At 49.3% G+C, this 25,361-nt stretch carries 21 protein-coding genes; 11 read left to right on the plus strand and 10 right to left on the minus strand.

The genetic code is table 11. From position 1 onward, the window contains the following. Nucleotides 1–77 precede the first annotated feature (77 nt). Together M3P05_RS16790 and M3P05_RS16795 are read right to left on the minus strand one after the other, a co-directional pair. On the minus strand, nucleotides 78–500 hold the full coding sequence (locus tag M3P05_RS16790) for a VOC family protein (RefSeq protein ID WP_249701203.1): 423 nt from the start codon (nucleotides 498–500) through the stop codon (nucleotides 78–80). Between the two features lie 407 nt (nucleotides 501–907). Then, nucleotides 908–1,513 carry a uracil-DNA glycosylase family protein gene (locus tag M3P05_RS16795; protein ID WP_249701204.1) on the minus strand — a complete coding sequence of 202 codons (606 nt, stop codon included), beginning with the start codon at nucleotides 1,511–1,513 and terminating at the stop codon, nucleotides 908–910. Nucleotides 1,514–1,854: 341 nt separating this feature from the next. On the opposite strand from M3P05_RS16795, the gene M3P05_RS16800 reads away from it, so the two are divergent. Then, on the plus strand, nucleotides 1,855–2,748 hold the full coding sequence (locus M3P05_RS16800; protein ID WP_249701205.1) for a tetratricopeptide repeat protein: 894 nt from the start codon (nucleotides 1,855–1,857) through the stop codon (nucleotides 2,746–2,748). A gap of 63 nt (nucleotides 2,749–2,811) precedes the next feature. On the opposite strand, the gene M3P05_RS16805 is transcribed toward M3P05_RS16800, so the two are convergent. Further along, entirely contained in the window at nucleotides 2,812–5,568 is a 2,757-nt protein-coding gene (locus M3P05_RS16805; RefSeq protein ID WP_249701206.1) for a response regulator, read from the minus strand. Nucleotides 5,569–5,693: 125 nt separating this feature from the next. Between M3P05_RS16805 and cysM the strand changes: the two genes are divergently transcribed. The 6 genes from cysM to M3P05_RS16835 all read left to right on the plus strand — a co-directional run bounded on the left by cysM (nucleotide 5,694) and on the right by M3P05_RS16835 (nucleotide 13,446). Then, entirely contained in the window at nucleotides 5,694–6,590 is an 897-nt protein-coding gene (gene cysM, locus M3P05_RS16810) for a cysteine synthase CysM (RefSeq protein WP_249701207.1), read from the plus strand. A gap of 88 nt (nucleotides 6,591–6,678) precedes the next feature. Beyond that, nucleotides 6,679–7,296 carry a DUF3605 domain-containing protein gene (locus tag M3P05_RS16815; RefSeq protein WP_249701208.1) on the plus strand — a complete coding sequence of 206 codons (618 nt, stop codon included), beginning with the start codon at nucleotides 6,679–6,681 and terminating at the stop codon, nucleotides 7,294–7,296. Nucleotides 7,297–7,431: 135 nt separating this feature from the next. Next, nucleotides 7,432–8,775, plus strand: coding sequence for a 23S rRNA (uracil(1939)-C(5))-methyltransferase RlmD (gene rlmD, locus M3P05_RS16820; protein WP_249701209.1), 1,344 nt, complete (start codon nucleotides 7,432–7,434; stop codon nucleotides 8,773–8,775). 84 nt (nucleotides 8,776–8,859) lie between these two features. Next, complete coding sequence (gene relA, locus M3P05_RS16825) at nucleotides 8,860–11,124, plus strand: GTP diphosphokinase (RefSeq protein ID WP_249701210.1); 2,265 nt, start codon at nucleotides 8,860–8,862, stop codon at nucleotides 11,122–11,124. A 1-nt stretch (nucleotide 11,125) separates the two neighbouring features. Next, on the plus strand, nucleotides 11,126–11,977 hold the full coding sequence (mazG, locus tag M3P05_RS16830) for a nucleoside triphosphate pyrophosphohydrolase (protein WP_249701212.1): 852 nt from the start codon (nucleotides 11,126–11,128) through the stop codon (nucleotides 11,975–11,977). 533 nt (nucleotides 11,978–12,510) lie between these two features. Beyond that, nucleotides 12,511–13,446, plus strand: a complete 936-nt coding sequence (locus tag M3P05_RS16835; protein WP_249701213.1) for a helix-turn-helix transcriptional regulator — start codon at nucleotides 12,511–12,513, stop codon at nucleotides 13,444–13,446. 322 nt (nucleotides 13,447–13,768) lie between these two features. Here the strand turns inward: M3P05_RS16835 and trmJ are convergent, their stop codons facing one another. After that, entirely contained in the window at nucleotides 13,769–14,503 is a 735-nt protein-coding gene (gene trmJ, locus M3P05_RS16840; RefSeq protein WP_249701214.1) for a tRNA (cytosine(32)/uridine(32)-2'-O)-methyltransferase TrmJ, read from the minus strand. Nucleotides 14,504–14,636: 133 nt separating this feature from the next. Here trmJ and M3P05_RS16845 point away from each other — a divergent pair, with 133 nt between their 5' ends. The 3 genes from M3P05_RS16845 to cydC all read left to right on the plus strand — a co-directional run bounded on the left by M3P05_RS16845 (nucleotide 14,637) and on the right by cydC (nucleotide 18,629). Continuing rightward, a complete protein-coding gene (locus M3P05_RS16845; RefSeq protein WP_249701216.1) occupies nucleotides 14,637–14,858 on the plus strand; it encodes a hypothetical protein in 222 nt (73 codons plus the stop codon). A 269-nt stretch (nucleotides 14,859–15,127) separates the two neighbouring features. Beyond that, nucleotides 15,128–16,936: a heme ABC transporter permease/ATP-binding protein CydD gene (gene cydD / locus M3P05_RS16850; RefSeq protein ID WP_249701218.1), complete on the plus strand. Its 1,809-nt coding sequence runs from the start codon at nucleotides 15,128–15,130 to the stop codon at nucleotides 16,934–16,936. Continuing rightward, the gene (gene cydC / locus M3P05_RS16855) at nucleotides 16,929–18,629 is read left to right on the plus strand and encodes a heme ABC transporter ATP-binding protein/permease CydC (RefSeq protein WP_249701219.1); all 1,701 of its coding nucleotides are present in this window, start codon (nucleotides 16,929–16,931) and stop codon (nucleotides 18,627–18,629) included. Before cydD ends, cydC begins: the two co-directional genes overlap by 8 nt. A gap of 36 nt (nucleotides 18,630–18,665) precedes the next feature. Here the strand turns inward: cydC and M3P05_RS16860 are convergent, their stop codons facing one another. Next, a complete protein-coding gene (locus M3P05_RS16860; protein WP_249701220.1) occupies nucleotides 18,666–19,562 on the minus strand; it encodes a sensor domain-containing diguanylate cyclase in 897 nt (298 codons plus the stop codon). Nucleotides 19,563–20,041: 479 nt separating this feature from the next. On the opposite strand from M3P05_RS16860, the gene ushA reads away from it, so the two are divergent. After that, nucleotides 20,042–21,628 (plus strand): bifunctional UDP-sugar hydrolase/5'-nucleotidase UshA, encoded by a 1,587-nt coding sequence (ushA, locus tag M3P05_RS16865; RefSeq protein ID WP_332842026.1) that lies wholly within the window; start codon nucleotides 20,042–20,044, stop codon nucleotides 21,626–21,628. A 69-nt stretch (nucleotides 21,629–21,697) separates the two neighbouring features. Here ushA and M3P05_RS16870 read toward each other — a convergent pair whose 3' ends face one another. From M3P05_RS16870 to M3P05_RS16890, 5 genes are all read right to left on the minus strand, one after another. After that, the gene (locus tag M3P05_RS16870) at nucleotides 21,698–22,792 is read right to left on the minus strand and encodes a lipin/Ned1/Smp2 family protein (protein ID WP_249701221.1); all 1,095 of its coding nucleotides are present in this window, start codon (nucleotides 22,790–22,792) and stop codon (nucleotides 21,698–21,700) included. A gap of 149 nt (nucleotides 22,793–22,941) precedes the next feature. Then, nucleotides 22,942–23,355, minus strand: coding sequence for a nuclear transport factor 2 family protein (locus tag M3P05_RS16875; protein WP_249701222.1), 414 nt, complete (start codon nucleotides 23,353–23,355; stop codon nucleotides 22,942–22,944). A gap of 74 nt (nucleotides 23,356–23,429) precedes the next feature. Then, entirely contained in the window at nucleotides 23,430–24,425 is a 996-nt protein-coding gene (locus M3P05_RS16880) for a threonine ammonia-lyase (protein WP_249701223.1), read from the minus strand. An 11-nt stretch (nucleotides 24,426–24,436) separates the two neighbouring features. Then, on the minus strand, nucleotides 24,437–24,976 hold the full coding sequence (locus M3P05_RS16885) for a GNAT family N-acetyltransferase (RefSeq protein WP_249701224.1): 540 nt from the start codon (nucleotides 24,974–24,976) through the stop codon (nucleotides 24,437–24,439). Nucleotides 24,977–24,984: 8 nt separating this feature from the next. Next, nucleotides 24,985–25,356 carry a GNAT family N-acetyltransferase gene (locus tag M3P05_RS16890; RefSeq protein ID WP_249701225.1) on the minus strand — a complete coding sequence of 124 codons (372 nt, stop codon included), beginning with the start codon at nucleotides 25,354–25,356 and terminating at the stop codon, nucleotides 24,985–24,987. Nucleotides 25,357–25,361: the final 5 nt, after the last annotated feature.

Below are 25,361 nucleotides of genomic sequence, written 5' to 3' on the forward strand. Positions count from 1 at the left end.
TTGGTAAATCAAGTAGGCAATGCTCGGCAAGTGTATCGTATGCAGGGTTACGGTTGAAAGCTGCCTCGGTTTTGTTCTTATGTTTGTCTTTGTGATATGGGATGCTCAGGGTTCAGCTGCAGTAAGTCCCAAAGGTTGCCATATAAATCTTTAAAGACAGCGACAGTCCCGTACTCCTCAGTTTTTGGATCTCTGACAAAATGAATGCCTTCAGAGACCATACGGTCGTAGTCTCTCCAAAAGTCATCTGTATTAAGGAATAGAAAGACCCTGCCGCCGGACTGGTTGCCAATAAAGTCATGCTGCTCTGGTTTAGATGCTTTTGCCAATAACAGAGTTGTACCAGAGGTGCCTGGTGGGGAGACGACCACCCAGCGCTTATCTTGTTCAGGCTGGTAGGTATCTTCAATCAGCTCAAACTTCAGCTTGTTCACGTAGAAATCAATAGCCTCATCATGGTCACGAACGACTAAAGCGATGTGTACGATGGATTGCTTCATTTGTAATGCTCTATCTGCTGGGAAGGTGCGGCCTGGAGCCGTTTATTGGTTACAGAACTGTGAGAATGCCTCTGAGGTATTATCTAAACTTTCCTGCTCGGCAAGCTCCCAGGGACGTTCGCACTGGTTGGTTCGTTGACACCAGGAGTAGCCTGCTGAACCGATGCACCCGTGAGCATCTCTATCAGCTCCTACTTTGAGTTCTGTATTAGGGGCTGGCTCATTGGTGCTACATCCAGCAAGGAGAAAGCTGCAAAAAACTACGGTGGAAAATACTTTAGCCATTAAGCGTACTCTATGGTGAAGCTCTTTAGGGTTGATGTGCTGAGATATCAAAGGCGTGATCAAGTTTAACATCGGTCGTTTAGGTACCGAAGTTATCCGGGCTCAATGGTATAAATCCCTGATCACATGATATTACTCATGCCCTGGAGAAAGTCTCTTTTACCGCCATAGGATGGATGTCTTATGTATTGCACTTGAATATCTGGAAAGGCTTTCTTTATAGCGGTTTCACCTTTTCGGCCAATGCTGGCTATGACTTCCGGCTCATAGATATCTTTTAACTTTCTTAGAATGGTGACGCCAAATTCAATTTCTTTTGACGTTGGAGCTCTGTTTGAATTGCTCTTTCCTTTTAGGTGTGGGTGGAAAGGGAAGGAGTTCCAAAATAGAGGAATTGACCGTTCATGACTTAAGAAATCCCAGACAATTTTTGCGGTGTTTTCTGACTCGGTTTTTGAAAAAACAAGTTTGTCTTTAAAGCGGCAAATATTCGGGTTCTCTGAGTTTGTTAGTTGATAGCTACTTGTGAATGGTATGCCTGTGATACGACAGCCTTTGTATCCTGGGGCTTCGCCAACCAGTAAAACCCTTTTACCAGCGTGTTTATCCATAAACTCAAGGTATACCCTTAAGTTATTGAGAATACTTTTATCCTTGTAAGGATTGTAAATGGTATCGCTGCCATCAAAGCTGTTTAGTGTTGATAAGAAGTCTTCAAGTGTTCTCATATACTGCATTTTCTCAGTGAACAGTCTGTATATACGAAGTGAAAGATTGCTAAGAAATAATACAATCTGGTTAGATTAATTCTTCCAGGGTCGCTGCTGGCAATGACCTGTAATTGAGCAATAGTTCCCTGAAATATCCCGAAAAGCTGCAGGCATACTGCCACTGCTTCCTTCTGTGAGCTATGAGAGATATACGAACAGGCCCAAGCTGAATAACCATGTAAGGCTTGGTTTCGAATATGATCCACATTTCGGCCGGCCGCGAAACGAGAAATTCCCGCCAACCCCCACTTTCAAGTACAATTCCCCGATTATGGATATTCACGGTCAGGAGTTCCGTTTTGTCGATTACTGAACAGCCAAATATCGCAGGCCTGATAACTGAGATCACGGCAGATAATCTGCAGCAGGTCGTGACAGAAGTCTCAAAGGAAACACCGGTTCTTCTGGATATCTGGGCTGAGTGGTGTCAGCCCTGCAAGGCACAGTTGCCAATCCTGATGAAGTTGCTGGAGGAGTACCAGGGCAAGTTCCGTCTGGCCAAGCTGAATGCGGAAGACCCCGATCCCCGTGTCCAGCGTCTGGCCCAGGACCTGATGATGCAGCTGCAGGTGCGCAGTATTCCGGCTCTGGTGCTGGTTCATGGTGGTCAGGTTGTGAATGTGATGGTGGGTTTGCAGAAGGAAGCGGATCTGCGCGCTCTTCTGGATGAAGTAACCATGAGCCCGGCAGACCGTATCCAGCAGCAGATTGAGCAGCTGGTGGCAGACGGACAGGCGGAGCAGGCTCTGCAGCTTCTGCAACAGATTTTGGTGGAAGAGCCCAATAACGGTGAGCTGCAACTTCTGCAGGCCAATCTTCTGCTGCAACTGGGGCAGATTGATAATGCCCGCCAGGTGATCGAAGCGTTGCCGGATGATCTGCCCGGTGCCGAACAGCCTAAGGCCAAGCTGGCGTTTCTGGATATGGCCCAGGATATTGCCCCTCGCGCACAGGTGACAACCCAGCTGGAGGCTCATCCGGACGATCATGAAGCGCGTTACCAGATGGCAATTCACCAGGTGCTGTCTGATGAAATGGAAGGCGCCTTTGAAAACCTGCTGGAGATTGTCCGCAAGGACCGAGCCTTCCGGGAAGATGGTGCCCGCCTGCTGATGCTGCGACTGTTTAACCAGCTGGGTGCTGATCCTCTGGTGCGCCGTTTCAGAAACCGGCTGTTCAGCCTGATGCACTAAAGCACAAGTTCTTATTACCAGGGCGCAGCTTGCACACTGCGCTCTTTTCTTTTTTTCTTCCGCTCAGGCAAGCTTGTCAAAGTTAAACCGTTCCTGCCAAACCAGAAGGCGATTAATCTCGCCCAGCAGTTCATCGAAGGCTTCTTCAAGACTATCCAGGTTTTCAGCCTGTTTCAGCAGTACCTCTAGCTCCCGGCAGGACTTTCGCAGATGGGGAACACCGCAGTAGCGGGCAGCGCCATGAAGCTTATGAACCGCTTCAAGAAGGTGCATGTATTGCTGCTGATGATGCAGGGTTTGCAGTTCCTGGGCATTTTGCTCAAGGTCTTTCAGCAGCATATCCAGCAGCTCATCGGCCAGTTCCTCTCTGCCTCCGGCCAGTCTGACTCCCTCATCTTTATCAACCGGGCCATAACCTCCTGCTGTGGGTGTTTGAGCAACCATGGCTGGCTTTTTGGGGGGGAGAGGCCGGGAATGACTCCAGATAGAAATAACATGGCGCAGCTGCTGATCGCTGATGGGTTTGGTCAGGTAGTCATCCATCCCGGCAGCCAGCAGTTGCTGCTTTTCATCTGCCAGGGCGTGGGCGGTGAGAGCGATAATGGGTAAATGTTGCTTCTTGCCCTCGTTCTTTCTAATGCGGCGGGTGACTTCCAGACCATCCATTTCTGGCATCTGGATATCCATAAATACCAGGCTGTACTCATCTTGCTTGATAAGCTCCAATGCTTCTCTGCCGGAGAAGGCGGTATCAACAGTAATGCCTATATCCCTCAGCATGGTTGCCAGAAGCTTCAAGTTGGGCTCGTTGTCATCTACTGCCAGAACGCGCAGTGAGCTGCAGGGCTCAAGATGACTTCCATTATGGGCTACTGTCTCATGATCTTTTTGGGGAGAGTAAAGTCGTTCCAGTATTTCCTTGGTGCGTACCTGGGATAAGGGACGAGGCAGAATAGCAACTTTGCTGCGACGCAGATGATTCAGGTTGCTGATATCCGCAGTGCTGGACAGAATCAGGAAACGGCTGCCCTTGGGGCTGCATTGCAGGGCTTCACGAATCTGTACTTCTGAAATACATTCCCGGTCATGACCGATGACGATAAATGTTGGCTCCTCGGAACCATTTAACCTTTCGGAGAGTTCTTCGATGTTATGAACATCCTCCACGGCAAAACCACTTTCCTGTAACAGCTGTGAGGCTGAAACCCGATTCCAGCGGCCGGGTTCCAGTAGATAAGCCTTGGGTGGAATGGGTAGCAATTGAGGAGAGTGAACCGCGTGCCGGTCCAGCGGTGCCCGGAAGGTAAACCAGAAACGTGATCCCTGGTCTGGCTGGCTGTCAAACTCAATAGAGCCATGCATCTGTTCTACCAGGTTTTTACAGATAACCAGACCAAGCCCGGTGCCGGTGCTGTTGCGGTTGCGGGAGGAATCAACCTGTGAAAAAGCCTGGAACAGTTTCTTGGCATTATTCCTTGAAATACCAATGCCGGTATCCTCAACACTGATACGCAGGGTGGCATAGGAATCCAGCAGGGTTTCGCACATAACCCGTACAATCACAGAACCTTCATTGGTGAATTTGATGGCATTGGAAAGCAGGTTGGAAATAATTTGCTTCAAGCGGTTGGCATCGCCAATAAGGTTCAATGGCGTATCGGGATAACAAAGTGCAGCCAGTTCCAGGTTTTTGCTGTCGGCGGCCGGGCTGTTCATTGCCAGTACCTCATCGACAACTGTGCGCAGATCCATCGGTGCTTCTTCCAGTACCAGTTTGCCCGCTTCCAGTTTGGCGAAATCAAGAATATCGGCAATGATGGACTGCAGGGCGTTGGCCGCTGTTGAGAGCGTACGCAGATGCTCTTTCTGGATATCATCCAGCTCTGATCTTTGCAGCAGACTGGTATAGCCGGAAATGCTGTTCAGAGGTGTGCGCATCTCATGGCTCATATTGGCCAGAAACTCTGACTTGGTACGACTGGCTTCCAGTGCGACTTTGCGTGAAAGGTCCAGCTCGGCATTCTGCAGCTCCAGAGTTTCCATATTCTCCTGTAACTCTTTAGAGGTCTGCTCGACTTCCTCCTGCATTTCCCTGTGGCTGTTCTGGACCTTGGCCAGCAGCATATTGATATTATGGGTCAGGGCTTTCATAACTGACTTCTGTTCAGGAATCAGACGAACATCCAGATTATTTGCCTTGATCTGTCGTATACCCATGGTGATACGCGACAGTGGATAAGCAATGCTGTTAGCCAGACGAATATGAAAAATAATGGCGATTGACAGAGTGATCAGTGAAATCACCACCCCCAGTAGAATCCACTGGTATTGCTCCAGAAGAACACTCTCGCGGGTGTATTCCAGTTCCAGCCAGTAGCCGGGTTCGACATTGATAGGAGTGGTGGTTAGTAAAGTGTTTCTGGATTTCAGGAGCAGAGGGCGGGTTTTCGGAGCTGGTGTTGGGTAATAGTTATCGGTATTGATTGGCGGTCCAACCTGAATCAGTGCATGACCATCACGGTCACTGATGCGCAGGCTGTTTAGTCCTCGCTGTTTCAAAGCTCTCTGTTCCAAAGCTCGCTGCTTCAAAGAAAGTCGGGCAATATCATTGATCTGCTCAGCTGTCTCATTGTTAAGAACCGATTCGGCATGGATGGCAATCTGCCATGAATCAGCCTCGACCTGGCGAATAAAGTTGTTATTGATCTGGTTAATGGCCAGCAGGGTGCCAAGAGTGCCAAAGCTGACAGTAAGAATCAGAACCGGAACCAGCCCCATTTTAATGATATGGCGCTTCAGCCCATTGAAAATTGTGTCCATGGTCGGTGCTCCCGGCCTTATTATTTTTCTATCTATGGTTATGGTGAAGAAGTCTACTGGTGTTGTCTATAAAACCGGTAGTATGAAAGGAGTATCGGGAAAGAAGAACAACGAGTGGATTTCACGTGAAGTATCCGACCATAGACGCCCTTGTTGGTGGAACGCCTTTGATTCGCCTGCAGCGAATGGGAGCGAACGACCGCAATAATACCATTCTGCTGAAGCTGGAAGGGCAGAACCCCGCCGGTTCGGTGAAAGACAGGGCTGCTCTTTCCATGATCAGCGAAGCTGAGAGAAAAGGGGTTATCAAACCCGGCGCAACACTGATAGAAGCAACCAGTGGTAATACCGGAATCGCTCTGGCCATGGTGGCCGCTATAAAAGGCTACAGGATAAAGCTGATTATGCCGGATCATATGAGCGCTGAAAGAAAAGCCGCCATGACCGCGTATGGTGCTGAGCTGATTACCGTCAGTCAGAAGGAAGGTATGGAAGGTGCCCGGGATCTGGCTTTGGCTATGCAGTCCAAAGGAGAAGGGACGGTTCTGGATCAGTTTGGTAACTCTGATAATCCTCTGGCTCATGCTGAAACCACAGGCCCTGAAATCTGGCAGCAGACTGATGGCGAGGTCACTCATTTTGTCAGTGCCATGGGGACTACCGGAACCATTATGGGAACCTCGTCTTATCTAAAGCAGCAGAATCCGGATATTGAAATTATCGGTCTGCAACCGGCCGATGGTGCACAGATACCTGGTATACGTCGCTGGCCAGAAGCCTATATGCCAGCCATTTTTGATTCCAGAAGGGTGGACCGGGTTCTGGATATTTCCCAGGAGGAAGCAGAAACAACAGTGCGGAGGCTGGCACGGGAAGAGGGGATCTTCTGTGGCGTTTCATCAGGTGGTGCTGTATCTGCTGCATTGCGCGTTTCTTCAAAGGTGAGCAATGCCACCATCGTCACCATTATCTGTGATCGTGGTGATCGTTATCTCTCTACAGGGGTATTTGGAATCGAGTAGTTTGTTACGGGCAGCTGAGTTATAACCAAATCTCCCAGGCCAGTTTGTTGGGCTATAGTCCTGTTTGCTTCAGCTAAGAAAATCGTGAATGCAGTCGATCAATATCAGCAGGATATACCAATGGATTCTGGTTACGATTTTGCTTTCTTCCTACGGACAGGCCTACTCAAATCCGATTTCCTGGCAGGAGCTGATATCTCCTGAATTCACTCCCCGCCGCACTCCAGAGCAGTTGAATTATTACCGCAATCATCTCAAAACTCATCGTGATCTGGGGTTCTCCCCTGAGGTGACTGCCCTGATGGGGATTTTTGGGCTGACGGCAGAACAGGCTCAGAAATGTGTGACTAATGGCTGCCCGCAAGAATATCGTCTGGCGATAACAACGTTTCCGTTCTGGCTGGAAACCGATATTGTTCACTTGGTGGCGTTCAGCAATAAACCTGACTGGAACCGAAATAAACTGCTTACCGGAACCAAAGAACTGTTAAGAAAGAAATTGCCGGAAGTCTTCGAAAGCGGTCACTTTGAATATCATATTTATATCAATCCGCCTTCCAGACGATCTGTTAGAAAACTGGCCCACAGCCATGTCTTCATGCGTGGAGTGAAGCCGGGGCGGGATATTTATCAGCTGGTTTCCCGTCTGCCTTTTAGTCTGCCATCAGTCCCCCCGAAATCCTGGCAGCAGGTATCTGCAGATTAGGGGGGGCACAATCAAACATCGCTGAGTTTGACGTTTAATTGTGAACACCCCCTAAATTGATTTTCCAACGTATTAGTGGATTACAGTATGGGGTAGAAGCTATACAATACTGAGTTTTTCACGCTGTACACCTGCATGTCGTTCAAACGCACCAATCCCTCCCGTCCTTCCAGAATTTCCCGTAACCAGGGGCCACTGGAAGTCACCATTGATTCATTGACCCATGATGGCCGGGGCATTGCCCGTGATCGCGGGCGAGTTGTGATGGTGGAAGATGCTCTTCCCGGTGATCGGGTAAAAGTACGCGTCACTCGCCAGACCACCAAGCGACTTGATGGTGCTGTTGCCAAAATTCTGGAGCCTTCCGCTGATCGGGTTGAGCCTCCTTGCCCATGGTATCAGCAGTGCGGCGGCTGCAATATGCAGCATATCAGCAGTGAAAGCCTGATTGCTTTCAAGCAGGATATTGTCCTGAACCAGTTGCAGCGTTTTGCTGATCTTAAACCCGAGCAGGTTGTTGATCCTCTGCTGAGCCCCGAGTGGGGATATCGTTCCCGTGCACGTCTTGCGGTGCGCTGGTGGAATGGTGAGTTACGCATGGGATTCCGTGCTTCCGGCAGCAAAGATATTGTTCCGGTTGGCACCTGTCCGGTTTTGCATCCGGAACTGGCAGAACTGATCCCGGTTTTAAGAGAGCGGCTGGAAAACAGCAAAAAGAAACGCGCGGTATCCCATATTGAACTGGCCTATGCAGAAAACGGGCATGGCATACTGCTGCGTACTCCGGAAGCCCTTCATGAGCAGGATCGTGAAGCCTGGATGGAGCTGGCGCAGGAAAAGGGCATCCACCTTTATCTTCAGCTTGATTCCCCGGATTCTTTAGTCTGCATCCATTCACCCGATGACTGTGATCATTTACGATATGATCTTGCTGAGCAGAAATTAAAACTGGAGTATTTACCGGTAGATTTTACCCAGGTGAATCCCCATATAAACCAGCAGATGGTTTCCCGGGCGATGGAGTGGCTAGCCCCTGGCAGAAATGATAGGGTGCTTGATCTGTTCTGTGGACTTGGGAACTTCACTTTGCCGCTGGCGCAGAAGTGCCGTGTGGCTGTGGGTGTAGAGGGCGTGGATGCCCTGGTTGAGCGTGGCCATCATAACGCCCGCCTGAATAATCTGAATAACGTTGAGTTTTACCAGGCTGATCTGGCTGCAGAACCCGGTAACCGTCCATGGGTGGCAGACAAGGCTGATGCCCTGCTGCTTGATCCGCCGAGGACCGGTGCGCTGGAAATTCTCCAGCGGCTGGTGAAACATCTCCCGAAAAAGATACTCTATGTATCCTGTAATCCCGCAACTCTGGCCCGGGATGCCAGTTTCCTGAAAGAGCAGGGTTTTCATCTGTCCCGTTTCGGGGTGATGGATATGTTCCCCCAGACAACCCATGTCGAGAGCATCGGGTTATTCGTCCGGTAACAGGTGTTACCGCTCAAGAGGTAGAAGTACCAGGTTTCTGAGGACTGGAAACCTGATGAATAAAGAGGTTGAGAATAGATTCCAATGGTTAAGGTACGTGAAGATCACCCGGTTGCTCCGGATGGCTCCATCGACATTCCATCCTGGCTGGAGAAGCTGAAAACCTATGTCTCCCTGAAGGATGAGCGAGTGGTGATGGAGGCCTGCGAGCTTGCGCGTACTGCCGCAGATGCTCCGGGGGAGAACTCCGTCTGGTCTGAACAGCAGGGACTGCTTCCCATTGGTCTGCAGATGGCCGATATCCTGGCCGAACTGAAACTGGATCAGGCTTCACTGGTTGCCGCTGTCCTCTACCGTGTTGTGCGGGAAGACAGAGTTAGTCTGGAAACTGTCAGGGAGCACTTTGGCGCAGAAGTGGCCCAGCTGATTCAGGGTGTCCAGGGAATGGCTGTTATCAGTGCCATCCAGAACCCGGCCCGCACCCAGGTGCTGGGCCAGCAGCAGGATCAGCTGGAAAAAGTCCGTAAGATGCTGGTCTCCATTGTTGATGATGTGCGGGTGGCATTGATCAAGCTGGCTGAGCGGACCTGTGCCATTCGTGCTGTTAAACATGCTGACCGTGAGCGCCGTCAGCGGGTTGCCCGTGAGGTTTTCGAAATATATGCCCCTCTGGCTCACCGTCTTGGTATCGGTTATATCAAGTGGGAGCTGGAAGACCTTGCGTTCCGCTACCTGAAACCTCAGGACTACAAAAAGATTGCCCGCCTTCTGGATGAGAAACGGGTTGATCGGGAAAATTATATCCAGACCACCATGGACAGTATCCGTGAAGCCCTGGCAGAACAGGGTATTCATGCAGAAGTCAGTGGTCGGGTAAAGCATATCTACAGCATCTGGCGCAAGATGAAGCGCAAGGGTGTGGAATTCAAAGAACTCTATGATATTCGCGCCATGCGGATCTATGTGGATGAGGTGCGGGAGTGCTATGCCGCGCTGGGTATTGTTCATGCCCTGTGGAACCATATTCCCAAAGAGTTCGATGATTATATCGCTACACCCAAAGAGAACGGTTATCAGTCTCTTCATACTGCGGTTGTTGGACCACGGGGGAAAACCCTGGAAGTGCAGATCCGTACCCATGCCATGCATGAAGAGGCGGAGCTGGGTGTGTGTGCTCACTGGAAATACAAGGGCACCGACACCAAGAGTGAAAGCGATAGTTATGAAGAAAAATTGAACTGGCTGCGTCAGGTTCTCGACTGGCAGGAAGAAATTGGCCAGGGCATGGAAGGACTGGCTGACCAGTGGCATCTCGATGTGGAGCCGGACCGGGTCTATGTCTTCACCAAAGATGGTCACGTTGTCGACCTGCCGGTGGGTGCGACACCGGTTGACTTCGCCTACCGTGTTCATACTGAAGTTGGCAGCAAGTGTCGTGGTGCAAAAGTCAGTGGTCGTATTGTTCCGCTGAATACCCCATTAAAAACCGGTGATCAGCTGGAAATTCTGACAGCGTCTAATGCTTCTCCCAGCCGTGACTGGCTGAACCCATCCCTTGGCTATGTTTCTACCAGCCGGGCGCGGGCCAAGATTGTCAGCTGGTTTCGGCGTCAGGATCGGGATTCCAATATCTCTGCCGGTCGTGGCATGGTGGAAGCTGAACTCAAGCGCATGGGCATTGACGGCATCAAGTTCGACAAGCTTGCAGAAAGTATGAAGCTGCAGGATGACGATGAGCTGTTTGCCAAGGTTGGTTCAGGCGATCTTCGTACTCTGCAGGTTGTTCATGCTGCCCAGCGTATGGTTGAGCCTGAGCATCAGGAGCCGGCCACTTTTGAGTTCCGTCCGCGCCAGGCCACCAAGCCCAAGAGTGACAGTGATATCACAGTCCAGGGTGTAGGTGATTTGCTGACTCATATGGCCAAGTGCTGTAACCCTGTACCAGGCGATCCCATTGTTGGCTACATTACTTTAGGCCGTGGTGTTTCTGTTCACAGGGCTGACTGTACAAATGCCCTGCAACTGCGGGAGCAGGAGCCGGATCGGGTGATAGAAGTGAACTGGGGAGTTGATCATGAACCCGAGTCAACCTACCCGGTCAAGGTGGTTATTGAAGCTTATGATCGTGCCGGTCTGCTGCGGGATATCACCATGGTGGTGGCCAACGAGAAGGTAAATGTGACCGATATGAGAACCCATACCCGGTCAGATAATATTGCCAATATCTCTCTGATTATGGAGATATCCGGTCTGGAAATACTGGGGGTTGTTTTGGCCAAGCTTAACCAGCTTCCCAATGTTCTGGATGCACATCGCGACCGCGCTTCCCTGGTGAAAGAAAAGGCCTGATGTGCAGAATAGAAAACCGGAACAGGATGGTTACTCAATCTCTGATCTTTTGAATGTGATGGCCCGCCTGCGTGATCCGCAGGCGGGGTGTCCGTGGGATATTGAGCAGACATTCAAAACCATTGCCCCATACACCCTTGAAGAAGCCTACGAAGTTGTTGATGCCATAGAGCGTAATGATATCGACCATCTCTGCGAAGAGTTGGGTGATCTGCTGCTGCAGGTGGTTTTCCACGCCCGCATGGCGGAGGAAGAGAAGTCTTTTGATTTTTCTGATGTGGTCAATGCCATCGTAACCAAGCTTTTGCGCCGCCACCCTCATGTTTTTCCCAATGCCTCTCTGGCGGACCTGCAACTGAAAGAGTCTCCTGATTTAACACCCGAGGAAGTCAGGATAAAGTGGCAGGCCATTAAAGCAGAAGAGAAAGCGGAAGAGAAAGCGGCCAAGCCGGTACAGGATTCTTTGCTTGATGCTGTGCCCAATAATCTTCCGGCATTGATGATTGCCCAGAAGCTTCAGGACAAGGCTGCCAAAGTGAATTTTGACTGGCCGGATGTTCGTCCGGTTCTTGCCAAACTTCGTGAAGAGCTTGATGAGATTGAAGAGGCTTTAGATAAAGGTGAGCAGGAAGAAATCGCTGCCGAGGTTGGAGATTTCCTCTTTGCGGCTACTAATCTTGCCCGCCATCTGGATGTTGATGCCGAGCAGTCTGTCCGGGGTTGCAACCAGAAATTTCGCAATCGCTTTTCTTATATCGAACGTGCAGTGAAAGCTCAGGGCAGAGATATTAATAAATGCACGCTGGAAGAGCTGGATGCTCTTTGGGATGAAGCCAAGTTGAAAAACTATTAAGGCAAAGGATTTTTCCAGCTTCTCACTGTTTCCAAAATTAAAGCTGATTACCCAGCTGCGTTTATTCGCTACTGGGGAACTTCAGCTGTTATCAAAAACGTACAAAAAAAGAAGTTGGAAAAACGCCGAACTCACTTATTGTAAGAGCTTCATTTTTCCCGTGAACAAGCCTTCCATTTGATTTAATTTCTGCATGCAGAAGTCCGCTTTCCAGAAACCCTTTGATTTCGTAAGCAAATATCTATTTTGTGTGGATTTACCGAAAAAAATACGGCTTCTCTATATGTATTATGAGAAATCCTTACAAAAATGTTGGGCTTTTATCGATTAAACAAGGCATTTGTTGGCATAAAGCAATATTTTCTTCTGTGCCTAGTTTTATGATTCATGTGTCGGAACTTTCCTGATCAGGCATCCCGAAGGTGGGATACACGTTGTTTATTTCTGGAAGGATGCCGATGGCTGCCGTTAATTGCAGCCCGAAATGAACATGATATGACCAGGGTAATGGTCAAAAAGTAAAGGCACCACGCATGCTTGAAAATTTCGGATCCTATCTGAAAAAGCGGCGCAAGGAAGCCGGTCTCACACAGGATCGGCTGGCAATGGCTTTATCGTGTTATTCACCGGTTCTCGCGGGAATTGACTCGGTAACAATCAGCCGCTGGGAACGGGCGACGACAGAACCTACGGGTGAACGTCAGCGCCAGGTTATTGCCTATTTCCACGATGACGTCGAGAAAATCTTCCCATTCCGCTCCAGCCGTTCGCAGGTGCTGACTCCTGATCAGTCTATGGAATACCTGATCCGTCACTACCTGAACTCCCCGAAACTGGGCAGTAAGATCGGAACGTTCCCTGAACGTGATGGACGTAGCTACAGTATTCAGTCGCTGAATAATACAGAGGAAGATCGTTCCTTTCTGGAAATGATTCTGGAATATGACCGTTCCATTTCCAAGAGTGCCGTACCGGTTGAACGGGAACGTCTGGGAGGTTGGCTGGGCAAGTGCAATCGCCTCACTATGGTATGTCGCAAATATGGCCACTATTTTGGTCATGTCGTGGCTTTGCCGGTTAAGGATGAGGTGTTCTGGCAGCTGATCCATGCCCAGAAAGAGATCGCCTCTCTGTCACTTGATGATATTGTGTCTCCCCATGAGCCACACAGTCTCTACGTCTCTTCATTGTACGGTGCCAGCCGTATTGCGGCAGGGCGTTTGATTCTGGAAGTGGTCAGCTACCTGGGGCGTCATTACGACAATGTCAGCCATATTGGTGGTTTGTGTGCAACCAGTGATGGTGCCCGCCTGGCTCGCTCATTCCATCTTGAGCCCTGTGAAGTCGGACCTTCTGTTCCTCATGGTCCGGTACGTTACCAGGGACGTGAAGTGAAGTTTGTTACTTACACCTCACAGCTTGCGCATATTCTGGAAGATCCGGGTCTGCGTAAACTGCTTCCTGCCTAGAAAACGAGACGATTCGGGTCAGTTAACTGACCCGAAAACTTTAGGGGGCGTTCTCAATTAAACATCGAACTCAGCGCTTTCGAGAGTTTCTGTAACGAGGCGTAGTGCCGCAGGAATGCTTATTGCCTTTCAAGGCGCTACAACGAAGCTTACAGGAACTCTCGGAAGCGCCCTGCGGGTGACTCTAAAAGCGGCTATCTGCTGCGTCAGGCTTGCTCAATGTAGAATAACTACGATTTTCACAAGCCCTTCTAACATCTGACCGCTTTTAGAGTCACTGAGTTGATGTTTAATTGAGAACGCCCCCTAATCTCTTAAGCTGTTATTCCGTCGACTCTTTAGTTGCTGCATTCTGGCGAATACGGCTGAGAACTCCCCGCAGAATATTCATCTCTTCCTGTTCCGGACGCGCTCTGTTAAAGAAGCGGCGCAGCTTGGTCATAATCTTTCCCGGATGCTGGCGGATAATAAAATTAATATCTCCCAGTGCTAATTCCAGTTGCTTATAGAACTGCTCCATTTGTCTAGAATCCGGGTAGGGGACAGAATCTTCCTCATCCAGTTTGGAATCAGACAGACTTGCCTGGTATACCTCGTAACACAGGATCTGAACGGCAGAGGCTACGTTTAAAACGGGGTACTCAGGATTGGCATCAATGGAAACATGGAAGTGGCACTGCTGCAGCTCTTCGTTGGTCATCCCTGAAGTTTCCTGACCAAATACCAGAGCCACTTCACCGGTGCGGGCTTCCTGAACTGCCTTTTCGCCACAGCTGCGGGATGTCAGCATGGGCCAGGGGAAGCTGCGACTGCGTGCCGAAGTTCCTATCACCAGGTTGCAGCCTTCAATAGCCTCTTCCAGAGAGCTGACCACCTCCACTTTATCCAGAAGATCACTTGCGCCTGCTGCCATGGCTTCCGCTTCCGGAGATGGGAACTGTTCCGGGTTAACAAGTACCAGCCGTGTAAGGCCCATGGTTTTCATGGCACGAAGGGCAGATCCAATATTTCCGGGGTGCCATGTCCGGAGCATGACAATACGAATGGCGTCCAGCATATATGATGTGTGCGTTCTGAAAGCAAAGCGCGGATTATACATGTGACCGGCCATTTACCGGAAAAGAATAACTTTGAAATGATTCACTATATTGAAAAGAGAGCTGAAAAAAATTCTGTGAGGAGCAGTGGGCATGGATGTCCGGGCGGAACGAAAACAGTATCTTCAGAAGCTGGTCTCTTATCTTCAGCAGAGAATGGGGCTGCCAAAGCGCAGGTTTGTCTGTGCCGTAAGAGATGAGTTTGATAATGGGCTGGGTATGCGTCCCCATGACCGCAAGGTGATTGGCAGTGAAACAGTGACTGCCATTGCTGAGCTGGAGCCGGGAAGGTGCCAGTCTGCAAATGATGATTAAATAAAAATAAGTACCCGGACATACGTAATCATATATTTCTGACTCAATCTCCAGGCCGCCCAGCCGTACCGCAGCTCCGGTCACATAGCTAAGGCTATGCTCCCTGCGCTGCAACCCAACTGGACAGCCTGTTTATTGGCCAGAAATATACGCTTACACATGACCGGCTACTTTAAACATGAAATTGTAATAACAAAGCTGGGCTATCGGATATTTGATGCGTACAATCCGCATACTCTTCAGTAATTGTTAGCTCGGTAGTCATTACAATGCAGAAAGAACGGGAACAGGTATTGCAGTCCTGGCTCCGCTCTCACCAGGTTTCGGTCAAATCATTTATTCGATGTGCTGTTATTCTGGGAGTTGGTCAGTATTTTCTGGTCGTACTTCAGGCCGCTCTTCTGGCCTGGATTATTGATCAGGCCGTTATGTCTGGTGTGGCGTATTCACAGCTCACTTGGCCTTTTATCACCCTGATTGTTGCCGGAATCCTGCGCGGTTTATGTGCGCGGGGCAGAGAACTGGCCGGACATCAGGCCGGAGAAAACCTCCGCCGTAAAATGCGCGGTGAAATTCTGGAAAAAATCTCTGAACTCGGTCCTGTGGTTTTGGCTGAGCGACCTTCCGGCAGCTGGCTGACCTTGCTGATGGAGCAGGTTGACAAGCTCAATAATTTTTACTCCCATTATCTGCCCCAGATGATACTGGTGCGCATACTGCCCCTGTTTACCATTGCCCTGGTTCTTCCTTTCAGCTGGGCTGTTGCTGTGATTCTTCTTGTGACAGCACCTCTTATAGTGGTCTTTATGATCCTGGTGGGTAACAGGGCTGCCGCAGCCAGTCGGCGCAATGTGCAGGCACTGTCACGCCTGAGTGCCCATTTTCTGGATCGCCTGCAGGGGTTGGCGACTCTGCGTTTGTTCTACCGCAGTGCCCAGGAGCGGGCCTCTGTTGCCAGTGCGGCTGAATCGTTCCGGCAGAAGACTATGCAGGTGTTAAGGTTGGCGTTTCTCTCCTCCACTGTTCTGGAATTTTTTACTGCAATTGCCATAGCCTTGACAGCCATGTATCTGGGGATGAGTTATCTCAGTTATCTGGATTTTGGAACCTGGGGTGAGCCGCTGTCTCTGTTTACCGGTTTGTTTCTGCTGTTGCTGGCTCCGGAATACTATCTGCCCCTGCGGGAGCTGGGTACGCATTATCATGCCAAGGCTGATGCCGTTGGCGCGGCCGATGACCTGGAAGCTTTTCTGGAGCAGCCCCGCGAAGTCTTCACGGGAGGAGAAGAACAATGTCCCGATGAAGCCGCTGCCACTGTTTCATTCCGAAATGTTTCTGTTGTGGCTGAAAGTGGTCGTCAGTTATTGAAGGATATCTCTTTCGATATTAATGCTGGTGAGCGTCTGGCGATTGTCGGTTTATCGGGTGCAGGCAAAACCACGCTGATCAATGTTTTGCTTGGTTTTATCCCTTATGAGGGCGAAGTTCTGGTCAATGGCATATCACTCAGGGAGCTTGATCTGGCCAGCTGGCGGCAGAATATTGCCTGGCTGGGGCAGAACCCAAGATTGTTTAGTGGCTCTATTCGGGAAAATATTCTGCTGGCTGATCCCCATGCCTCTGAAGAGGTGGTCAACCGTGTGGTGAGTCAGGCTCATATCGATGAATTCGTCGGACGCCTGGGTAATGGGCTGGATACCCGTGTCGGTGATGATGCGGCAGGTTTGTCGGTTGGTCAGGCACAGCGTGTTGCTTTGGCCCGGGCTTTGATTAGACCATTCCAGCTGCTTGTTCTGGATGAGCCAACAGCCAGCCTGGATCAACATAGCGCCGGTATTGTCAACAGGGCTTTGGATAAAGCCGTTGAAGGGCGAACCATGATTACTGTCAGTCACCGCCAGGACAGTCTGATTAAAGCTGATCGGATCATTATGCTGGACAATGGCTGTATAACAGCCCAGGGCAATCAGGAGAAACTCTGGCAGGAATCCTCTCGTTTCCAGCAGCTATGGCAGAGCTGGCAGGAAGAAGAGCAGGCGATCAACAGTTCAGAAATCGGGGAAGTTGCCTGTGTTTAACTCAAATACTTCAGTATTGAATGATCTGTGGCCCTTCCTGCGTCTTTCTGGTCGTTATGGAGGACGCTTTTCTCTGGGCTTTCTTCTGGGTTTGGTCACTCTTGTGTCCAGTGTTGGTTTGCTGGCTTTATCCGGCTGGTTTATTACCGCAACTGCACTTGCCGGGCTGACTGTTGCCACTGCTCAGGTTTTTAACTTTCTTACACCGGGAGCTGGTGTTCGTGGTTTCTCGATTGCCCGTACTGCCGGGCGTTATGGGGAACGGCTGGTCAGCCATGACGCGACGTTCCGGCTGCTTGCTCATTTGCGCACCTGGTTTTTTGAGAAAGTGGAACCGCTGGCTCCATCCGGGCTGAGAAAGTATCGGCAGGCTGATCTTTTAAACAGACTGGTTGCAGATATTGATACCCTCGATGGCCTTTACCTGAGACTGGTCAGTCCGTTGCTGCTGGCGGTTGCTGGCAGTTGTGCGCTGGTGATTCTGGCGGCCATTTATTCCGGCTCTGTTGCAATACTGCTGGCGATTATTCTTTCTGTCTGTCTTCTGGTGCTGCCTGCATTGTTTTTCAGACTGGGCCGTCAACCCGGTGAAGATCTTGTGCGGGAACGGAGTCAGCTGCGTGTGCAACTGCTGGATTATGTTGCCGGGCAGACTGAGCTGCAGCTGCTGGGAGCGGTTTCCCGTTACCGCACCCGGGTAGAGCAGGCTGAGGAAAAGGTTCTGACCACTGAGCATCAGGTAAACCGGGTAACAGCACTGTCTTTGCTGTTGATTACCGCTCTGACGGTCTCAACAGTAACAGGTGTTCTGTGGTTTGGAGCCCGTGATATGGCAGTTGCCGGTTTGTCTGGTCCGCTGGTGGTTATGCTTGTTTTGGCAACCATGGCGGCATTTGAAGCCATTATGCCGTTGCCGGGAGCCTTTCAGATGCTGGGTCAGACCCAGAGAGCAGCTTCCCGTCTGCGTGATATTACAGAGCAGAAGCCAACTGTCGTTTTTCCTGAAAAGAGCATTAAGGGTGTGTCGCCGGAGGGTCGGGTCAAGCTTCAGTCTGTTGAATTCTCTTATGTACCAAGTGTTCCGGTTCTTCAGAATTTTGATCTAACCCTTGAGGCTGGTGAGCGGGTTGCTCTTATGGGGGCAACTGGTTGCGGTAAATCCTCTGTTTTGCAGTTGTTAACCCGGGACTGGCCTCTGGGCAGGGGAAGTATTGAGCTGGACGGGCTGCCACTGGAACAGTTTTGCGAACAGGATCTGCGTTCCCGTATGGCGGTTATGCCCCAGCGAATCCATATTTTCAGTGCCAGCCTGCGGGATAATCTGCTTTTGGCTTGTGGCGACAGGTCATCTGAGGTTGATGATCGGGAACTGCTGAAAATTCTGGAGCAGGTCGGGCTTGATCATCTGGCAACAGAAGATCAGCTGCTTGATATCTGGCTGGGGTCGGCCGGGCGAGCTCTCTCCGGCGGTGAACAGCGACGTGTTGGTCTGGCTCGGGTTTTATTGCGTTTAAGGGACAGCAAATGTCGTCTGGTTTTACTGGATGAGCCAACAGAAGGGCTGGACCCGGAAACGGAAAAGAAAATGGTTGAGGTTCTGGAGCAGTTGCTGGGGGATCGAACGCTTCTCGTTGTGACCCACCGTCATGCACTTTTAAAACTGGTTCAGCGAGTTGTTAGAGTCGGTAACTAGAAATCAAAAGGCCCTGTAAATCAGGGCCTTTTGCAATCAACCGACTGTTATACAGTTCCGTCCTGAATCCTTGCTTTGATAAAGCAGTGTGTCAGCCCGCTTGATCAGTGTTTTCTCGGTGTCAGTAATGTTGACGACGGTTGCTCCAATGGAAATGGTGACCCGGATCTTATTATCCCCTTCCAGAACATGTGAGCTTTCAATAATCCTGCGAAGTCTGCAGCCAAGCTGTTCAAGGCCAGGCTGCTCAATGTTTCTGATAATGCCGATAAACTCCTCACCCCCCCAGCGCCCATAAAAATCGAATGGGCGCGATGATGATGAAAGGGTGTCAGCAACGAATTTGAGTACCTTATCACCGACATCGTGTCCGTAGGTATCATTGACTCGTTTGAAGTTATCAATATCAAAGAAAAGTATGCCGAAAGGAGTGCCTTTACGTTTGAACTCACAGAGCCGTTCTTTGATTTCCTTATCGATAAAATTCCGGTTGCCGAGCTGAGTGAGATTATCCAGAAGGGCAAGCTTCTCAAGCTCTTTAAGTTTCAGAGTGTTTGCCGCCTGGTTGCTGATATCGGCAATCAGAGCGCTGGCACCCACAACGCAATCATTGTCGTCTGTCAGGGGGCTGACTTTAATATTGACGGGAATTCTATGACCTTTCTTATGGCGCAGATACAGCTCTGATTCATGCATTTTTCCATCATCCATAGCCACGGCCAGTGGACAGGTTCTGATGTAGTTACCTTCGCTGTCCACATTTATCAGGGCGCTGTCTGTGCAGAGTGTGCCAACAATTTCCTGACTGCTGTAGCCAGAGATTCTTTCAGCAGCTTTATTCCAGTATGTGATGACCAGATCCTGGTCCACGAAATATAAGCCGTCATGAAGGTTTTCAATGATTTTCTCAAAGCTGTCCGTGCTAAGAATCATAATGGAACCTCAACATCTTTTTTATGATTCCGGGAACGATCATTTGATCATACGTTTTGCAGGTGAAAAATGTGAGCGATAGGTGTAAAGCATAAAGTTATACGACAGTATCTGTCATTATGTGCTCACTATATTATCATTTTTGACTCTTGAAGGGACGGCGTGCGTTTCATAAAAATGAACAGTATTCAATGCCTATTTTGTATTTTATCGTCTAAGGAGATTAGTAATTATGTCTGATCATATCTATATGCAGACAGAAGCATTCAAAGTGACTGGTTAAATGAAAACTGTGACACTGGTGACATAATAAAAGGCACCATTTGTCAGCTGGATAGTAAATAAACAGAAAAGTTCTGCCTTAACAAATAATTACCTTTGGCTTCCTTGATGTTGGTCAAATTGAAGTCAGCTTGCAAAAGCACACAATACCCTCCCCGGTTTCTCCGGTCTTTTTAATACACACCAAAGACAAGGATATGCCAGCTATGTTAAGCCGTGGTAATGGTATTAAGCTTGGTGCGGTTTCAGTTTTAGCGCTGTCTATTAGCGCCTGTTCCGTATTTCAAACCGAAACAGTCGATACGCTCAAACCTATTCAGGACAAGACGTACAAACTGACTGTTCTTCACACTAACGACCATCACGGCCGTTTCTGGCAGGACCGCAAAGGTCGCTGGGGTATGGCTGCACGTATGACTCTGGTCAACAAGATTCGCAAGGAAGTTGAAGCAGAGGGCGGTAACGTACTGCTGCTTTCCGGTGGTGATATCAACACCGGTGTGCCTGAGTCTGATCTGCAGGATGCCGTGCCCGATTTCATGGGTATGAACAAGCTGGGCTACGATGCCATGGCTGTTGGTAACCACGAGTTCGATAACACCCGCGACATCCTGATGATGCAGAAGGACCTCGCCAACTTCCCATTCCTGTCTGCCAACATTATTGATGAAAAGACAGGCAAAGCACTGTTTACTCCATACAAGATGTTCGAGTTTAACGGTCTGGAAGTTGCGGTGATGGGTCTGACCACCACTGATACCCCCAAGCAGTCTTCTCCTGAGAATGTGAAGGGTCTAGACTTTGTCAGTCCGGTAGAAGTTGCTTCTGAGCTGGTACCTGAACTGCGTAAGACAGCTGATATTGTTGTCGCTGCTACCCATATGGGTCACTATGCCAATGCCAACTATGGTGTAAACGCTCCTGGCGATGTCACTCTTGCCCGCAGCGTAGATGGCATTGATATGGTCGTCGGTGGCCACTCCCAGGATGCGCTTAAGGAACCAGATCAGCAGAACGGTGCTTACATCGTTCAGGCTCAGGAATGGGGTAAGTATGTTGGCCGTGCTGACTTTGAATTCAAGAATGGTGATCTGAAGCTGGTTGACTATGAACTGATTCCGGTCAACCCCAAGAATGCCAAAGTAAAAATTGCCCAGGATCCTGAAATGCTGGCTCTGCTGCAGCCATACCAGGACAAAGGTTCTGAGCTTGTTCAGGGTACTGTTGGTTCCGTTGATGAGCGACTGATGGGTGAGCGCGGTGAAGTCCGCTTCCAGCCTACCAACCTGGGTACTCTGATTGGTGCCGCCTTTATGGAGAAGACCGGTGCGGACTTCGCAACCATGAACGGTGGCGGTATTCGTGCCAGCGTTGACGGTGGCGAGATCACCTATAAGGATGTTCTGACTGTTCTGCCATTTGGTAACACGGTTACTACCGTTGAAATGAACGGCAAGGAAGTAATGGACTACCTGACTGTTGTGGCCACTAAGCCTACCAACAGCGGTGCATTTGCCCACTTCACCGGCATTGATATGGTGATTGATGGTGACAAGGTCAGTGATGTGAAGATCGCTGGTGAAGCGATCGATATGAACAAGACCTACAAGATGGCTATCCTGAGCTTCTCTGCTGGTGGTGGTGACAAGTATCCCAACGTTAGCAAGATGTCTGGTTACGTTGACACCGGTTTCACTGACGCAGAAGTCTTCCGTGAGTTTGTTGAGAAGCACTCTCCTCTGAAGGTTGCTGAATATGAGCCTAAGGGTGTTGTTCGCAAGTAATCTCAAAGAAAAGAGATAATTTGTGATCTATAAAAAAAGGCCTGATAATCAGTCGGGCCTTTTTTACGTCTATTGGTTTCGACACATGGCATCCGGAGTGGATTGAACAACACTCATGTAGTGGTCTCTGTAGCCATCGTGCAAAGCCTGTGTTCCTTTATTTCCCGCATTCTTACCAATAATCCAGGTTTCACTGGCTGGGATACCGGCATCTGCATAGGCGCTGATATCTGTTGAGGCGTTGCCATAGGCACGGGTGATTTTCAGACCTTTATCCTGTTGCAGATGGGTCAGGTATTTGCGTTTAAATGTCTCGGTATCATATCCAAGTGGGCTGCCACCATCATTATTAGTTCGCAGGTGCCATTGGGGGAGGTTGATAACACTGGTAAACCACTCCCTGGTGTCCCTGGTATTCCAGTATGGACGTCCAGTGACGTATATTACTCGATAACCTTTATCAACATAGGCCTGGACAGTTTCTTTGGCGAAGTCCCAGCTGGCAGCTACAGATGTGCCCAGGTAATCACCAACCTGCTCAAAGTCTTTGGTTGTGAGAGTGCCGTCAATATCAAACAGAACTGTTTCCTGACCTTTTGGAACTACAGAAATAAAGCCATCAGCCCAGCTCAGATCACCTTCAACAATCATTCTGACAATATATTCACCTGCAGGCCTGGCCTGAACAGGAACATGCACTTTGCCATCAGAGTCCGTCTTGTAATTACCAAGATATTCCCACTTATCCATCCCGGCTCCGAACAAATATGCATGAACGACTTCATGCTCCAGATCTTTGTGGGTAACAAGGTTGTAATCAAATTTGCCGACGATAGTAACGGACTCAGAGGGGTTCACTATCTCGTCATGAACCATATGGTAGGGTGCACCAATCCGGCTTAGGTAACGGTACTGCCAGTGACTGAACTTCTTTCTTTTCGGTCCTTCAAGGGGAGGAAGGTTAATAGCTCCGCGATAATCCGGACAGGTGCCCAGCGTGACAGGAAGATCAGGTGTCGGGTTGGGATCCGGTTCGGGGGGATTAAGTGCCCAGGCGCTGGATGTACCCAGCGCCAAAGCTATCCCCAGCGATTTTATAAAGGTGGAAACGCTATCGCTATATGTTGCACAGATAAAAGACTGTGAAAGCTTGCCCATAGACATAATGGATATCCAGCTTGTTTCTACCGATAGCAGAAAAAAGTAGGACAATTTTGCAGTAAGTAAAAAAGTTCTGGCAAGATTTAGTCAGAACTTCCATGTTTCATTCTGTTGCTGCATATAACTTCAGTGGCTTTAGCTTGATCATCCCTTCACGCAGGGATGGACATTTTGCCACTCTGAACCAGCTTCAGCATTTCGCCCATTTTCTGATGTACCAGATTGATGGCCTTAAGTGGGCGCAGCATCACTTTAAACTCAGTGATCAGGTTATCCTCATTCCAGCTGATCATATCCACACCGTTGATTTGAATACCATCGATTTCTGTTGTGAACTCCAGAACGGCAAAACCATCACCGATGACTTCTCTCTCATACCTGAAGGGTCCGGACAGCAGAACATGGCTGGCACCCATCAGGTACATCCTGGTCAGTTGTTTTCCTTTCTGCGGGGTGTGGACGACAGGTGAATAAAAAAACACATCATCTGCAAGAATATCCCCCAGAGTAGAGGGATTTTTTGTGGCGATAATGTTATGCCACTTCTCGATCACGGAAGGAATCATAGAGAACCTATTATTCGTGTTATGGCAGCAAGATCCATGTTAGTGGTCACGGTTAATCTGGTATAGCGAAAGCTTTACTCTAATTGCCCGTTAAGAAAGCACGGTTGCTGACTGGTGGTGATTAATTCTTCTGGCGAAGCATTGCAGCCACTGAACTGAAGAGCAACTTTTTTCCCTGCCAGTCTGTCCTTGATTTTCAAGGCTGCCATTATTGATGCACTACCCGCACCTTCAACCTGGTTGTGGGTGTAGTAGGAGGCTAAAGCCATTCCCTGGTAGATCTCTTCTTCAGAAAGCAGGATGAAATCTGCCAAATCGTTTTTATAGATATTGAATGGCACCTCGTAGGCGATTCCGGTCGCAAAGCCTCCGGCAAAGGTTGAATTCTCTGAAGAAAGAGTGGTGCCTTCCCGCCATGATTTGCAGGCTGCAGACGAGCATTCGGCCTGAACAGCGTAAATGTCGATATCAGGATTGATGGTTTTCAGTGTGGTAATAGCAGCCGCTGCTTCGCTGCCTGCGCCGACCGGAACGATCACCGCTTCAATATCTGGTTGTTGATCAATGATCTCAAGAAACTCAGTACCCACACCGTTAATCAGGTGAGGTTCATTGGCGGCGTGAACATAGTAGAGATCTCTGGATTGGCACAGTGATTCAACAACTCTCGAAGCCTCTTCAAAAGTTGAACCCGCTTCAATCAGCTCTGCACCGGTTTCCTGGATAATTCGATTTTTTGCGGGGTTATTGTTTTCCGGGACAACAACCACGGCCTGCATATCAAACCATGAGGCGGCAGTGGCAATTGAGATTCCATGGTTACCTGTTGAAAAGGTAATAACTCCCTTCTCTCCCTGTTTTTTAAGGTGGGCCATAAGGTTGACTCCCCCACGAATTTTAAAGCTGCCAGTGGGGTTGTGATTTTCGTGCTTGATGTATACCTGTGCGCCAATAAGATCCGATAAGCCCTGGTACTGTATCAACGGAGTGGGTTTCAGCCAGTTGTAGACATTGTGTTTGGCTTTAAGAGTTTCCTGCAGAGAGATCGGGTAGTTTTTATTATTGTGCATGCTTTTTACTTTTATCGTGATGTCCACTCTTGTTTTAATAATGCCATGATCACTGTATCCCACCACTGCTGTTTGAAATAACGGTTTTCCCGAAAGAGGGCTTCCTGTCTCATTCCCAGCGATTGGCACAGACGAATGGCTGCTCTGTTTTTGCCGATGGTATCAGCATATATTCGGTGAATATCTAGATGGTTAAAACCAAAATCAATTAAACCTGAGGCAGCTTCCAAGGCGTATCCAGTTGTCTGAAATCCTCTTGCCAGACCGCAGCCCATTGAAGCCTGGTGTTCCCCTTCGAGACGAAGGCCGCAGGTACCAATAAACTGACCGGTTGATTTTAAAGTGACAGCCAATTGATATTTGCTGCGGGGAGACTCCAGAGCCTGTGCAATAAAGAGTTGTACCAACTCTCTGGCTTTGCTGGTTGAACAGTCTTCTTCATCGTAAAAGCGCTGATACTTGGTATCCTGGCACATAGAGATATAAGGCTCTATATCTTGACGCTGGAAATCTCTGAGCTTCAGCCGCTTGGTTTCAATAGCGAATGTCATACCTGTGTTCAGCTCCTGTGATTAAAGCAACTTCGACATATAAAGCTCGTTAACATAACTGCCATCAGTTTTTTTCCCAGACCCTGACCATTATATTTCTGCTTGATACCGATAACACAATACAGCGAATGTCTGTTGCGAAGAAAGTTTCCGCCGATTCCGACAATAAATCCGGTGGCTTCACCGGTATTTTCATGACATGCAATCAGCATGGCCTTTGATTGGGAAGTGCAGAAATCTTCAATATGCTTCTCCTGCTCTTCGGTGGAGGTATTTCTCTCCCCTGGCTCCATCATCATAAAGCGGGTTTCATTATCAAGAGTGTTCAGAAGTTCTGCTAGAGGTTGTCCATCACCTGGCTGTACTGCTCTGATCTGCAATGACG

It is taken from the genome of Parendozoicomonas callyspongiae (assembly GCF_023502345.1).
Taxonomy (GTDB): Bacteria; Pseudomonadota; Gammaproteobacteria; order Pseudomonadales; family Endozoicomonadaceae; genus Sansalvadorimonas; species Sansalvadorimonas callyspongiae.

What these genes read in the sequence shown, in the direction of transcription:
- M3P05_RS16790 (WP_249701203.1), bottom strand. Translation starts at nt 500, where the DNA reads ATGAAGCAATCCATCGTACACATCGCTTTAGTCGTTCGTGACCATGAT.
- M3P05_RS16795 (WP_249701204.1), bottom strand. Translation starts at nt 1,513, where the DNA reads ATGAGAACACTTGAAGACTTCTTATCAACACTAAACAGCTTTGATGGC.
- M3P05_RS16805 (WP_249701206.1), bottom strand. Translation starts at nt 5,568, where the DNA reads ATGGACACAATTTTCAATGGGCTGAAGCGCCATATCATTAAAATGGGG.
- M3P05_RS16815 (WP_249701208.1), top strand. Translation starts at nt 6,679, where the DNA reads ATGCAGTCGATCAATATCAGCAGGATATACCAATGGATTCTGGTTACG.
- rlmD (WP_249701209.1), top strand. Translation starts at nt 7,432, where the DNA reads ATGTCGTTCAAACGCACCAATCCCTCCCGTCCTTCCAGAATTTCCCGT.
- relA (WP_249701210.1), top strand. Translation starts at nt 8,860, where the DNA reads ATGGTTAAGGTACGTGAAGATCACCCGGTTGCTCCGGATGGCTCCATC.
- M3P05_RS16835 (WP_249701213.1), top strand. Translation starts at nt 12,511, where the DNA reads ATGCTTGAAAATTTCGGATCCTATCTGAAAAAGCGGCGCAAGGAAGCC.
- trmJ (WP_249701214.1), bottom strand. Translation starts at nt 14,503, where the DNA reads ATGCTGGACGCCATTCGTATTGTCATGCTCCGGACATGGCACCCCGGA.
- M3P05_RS16845 (WP_249701216.1), top strand. Translation starts at nt 14,637, where the DNA reads ATGGATGTCCGGGCGGAACGAAAACAGTATCTTCAGAAGCTGGTCTCT.
- cydD (WP_249701218.1), top strand. Translation starts at nt 15,128, where the DNA reads ATGCAGAAAGAACGGGAACAGGTATTGCAGTCCTGGCTCCGCTCTCAC.
- M3P05_RS16860 (WP_249701220.1), bottom strand. Translation starts at nt 19,562, where the DNA reads ATGATTCTTAGCACGGACAGCTTTGAGAAAATCATTGAAAACCTTCAT.
- ushA (WP_332842026.1), top strand. Translation starts at nt 20,042, where the DNA reads ATGCCAGCTATGTTAAGCCGTGGTAATGGTATTAAGCTTGGTGCGGTT.
- M3P05_RS16870 (WP_249701221.1), bottom strand. Translation starts at nt 22,792, where the DNA reads ATGTCTATGGGCAAGCTTTCACAGTCTTTTATCTGTGCAACATATAGC.
- M3P05_RS16875 (WP_249701222.1), bottom strand. Translation starts at nt 23,355, where the DNA reads ATGATTCCTTCCGTGATCGAGAAGTGGCATAACATTATCGCCACAAAA.
- M3P05_RS16880 (WP_249701223.1), bottom strand. Translation starts at nt 24,425, where the DNA reads ATGCACAATAATAAAAACTACCCGATCTCTCTGCAGGAAACTCTTAAA.
- M3P05_RS16885 (WP_249701224.1), bottom strand. Translation starts at nt 24,976, where the DNA reads ATGACATTCGCTATTGAAACCAAGCGGCTGAAGCTCAGAGATTTCCAG.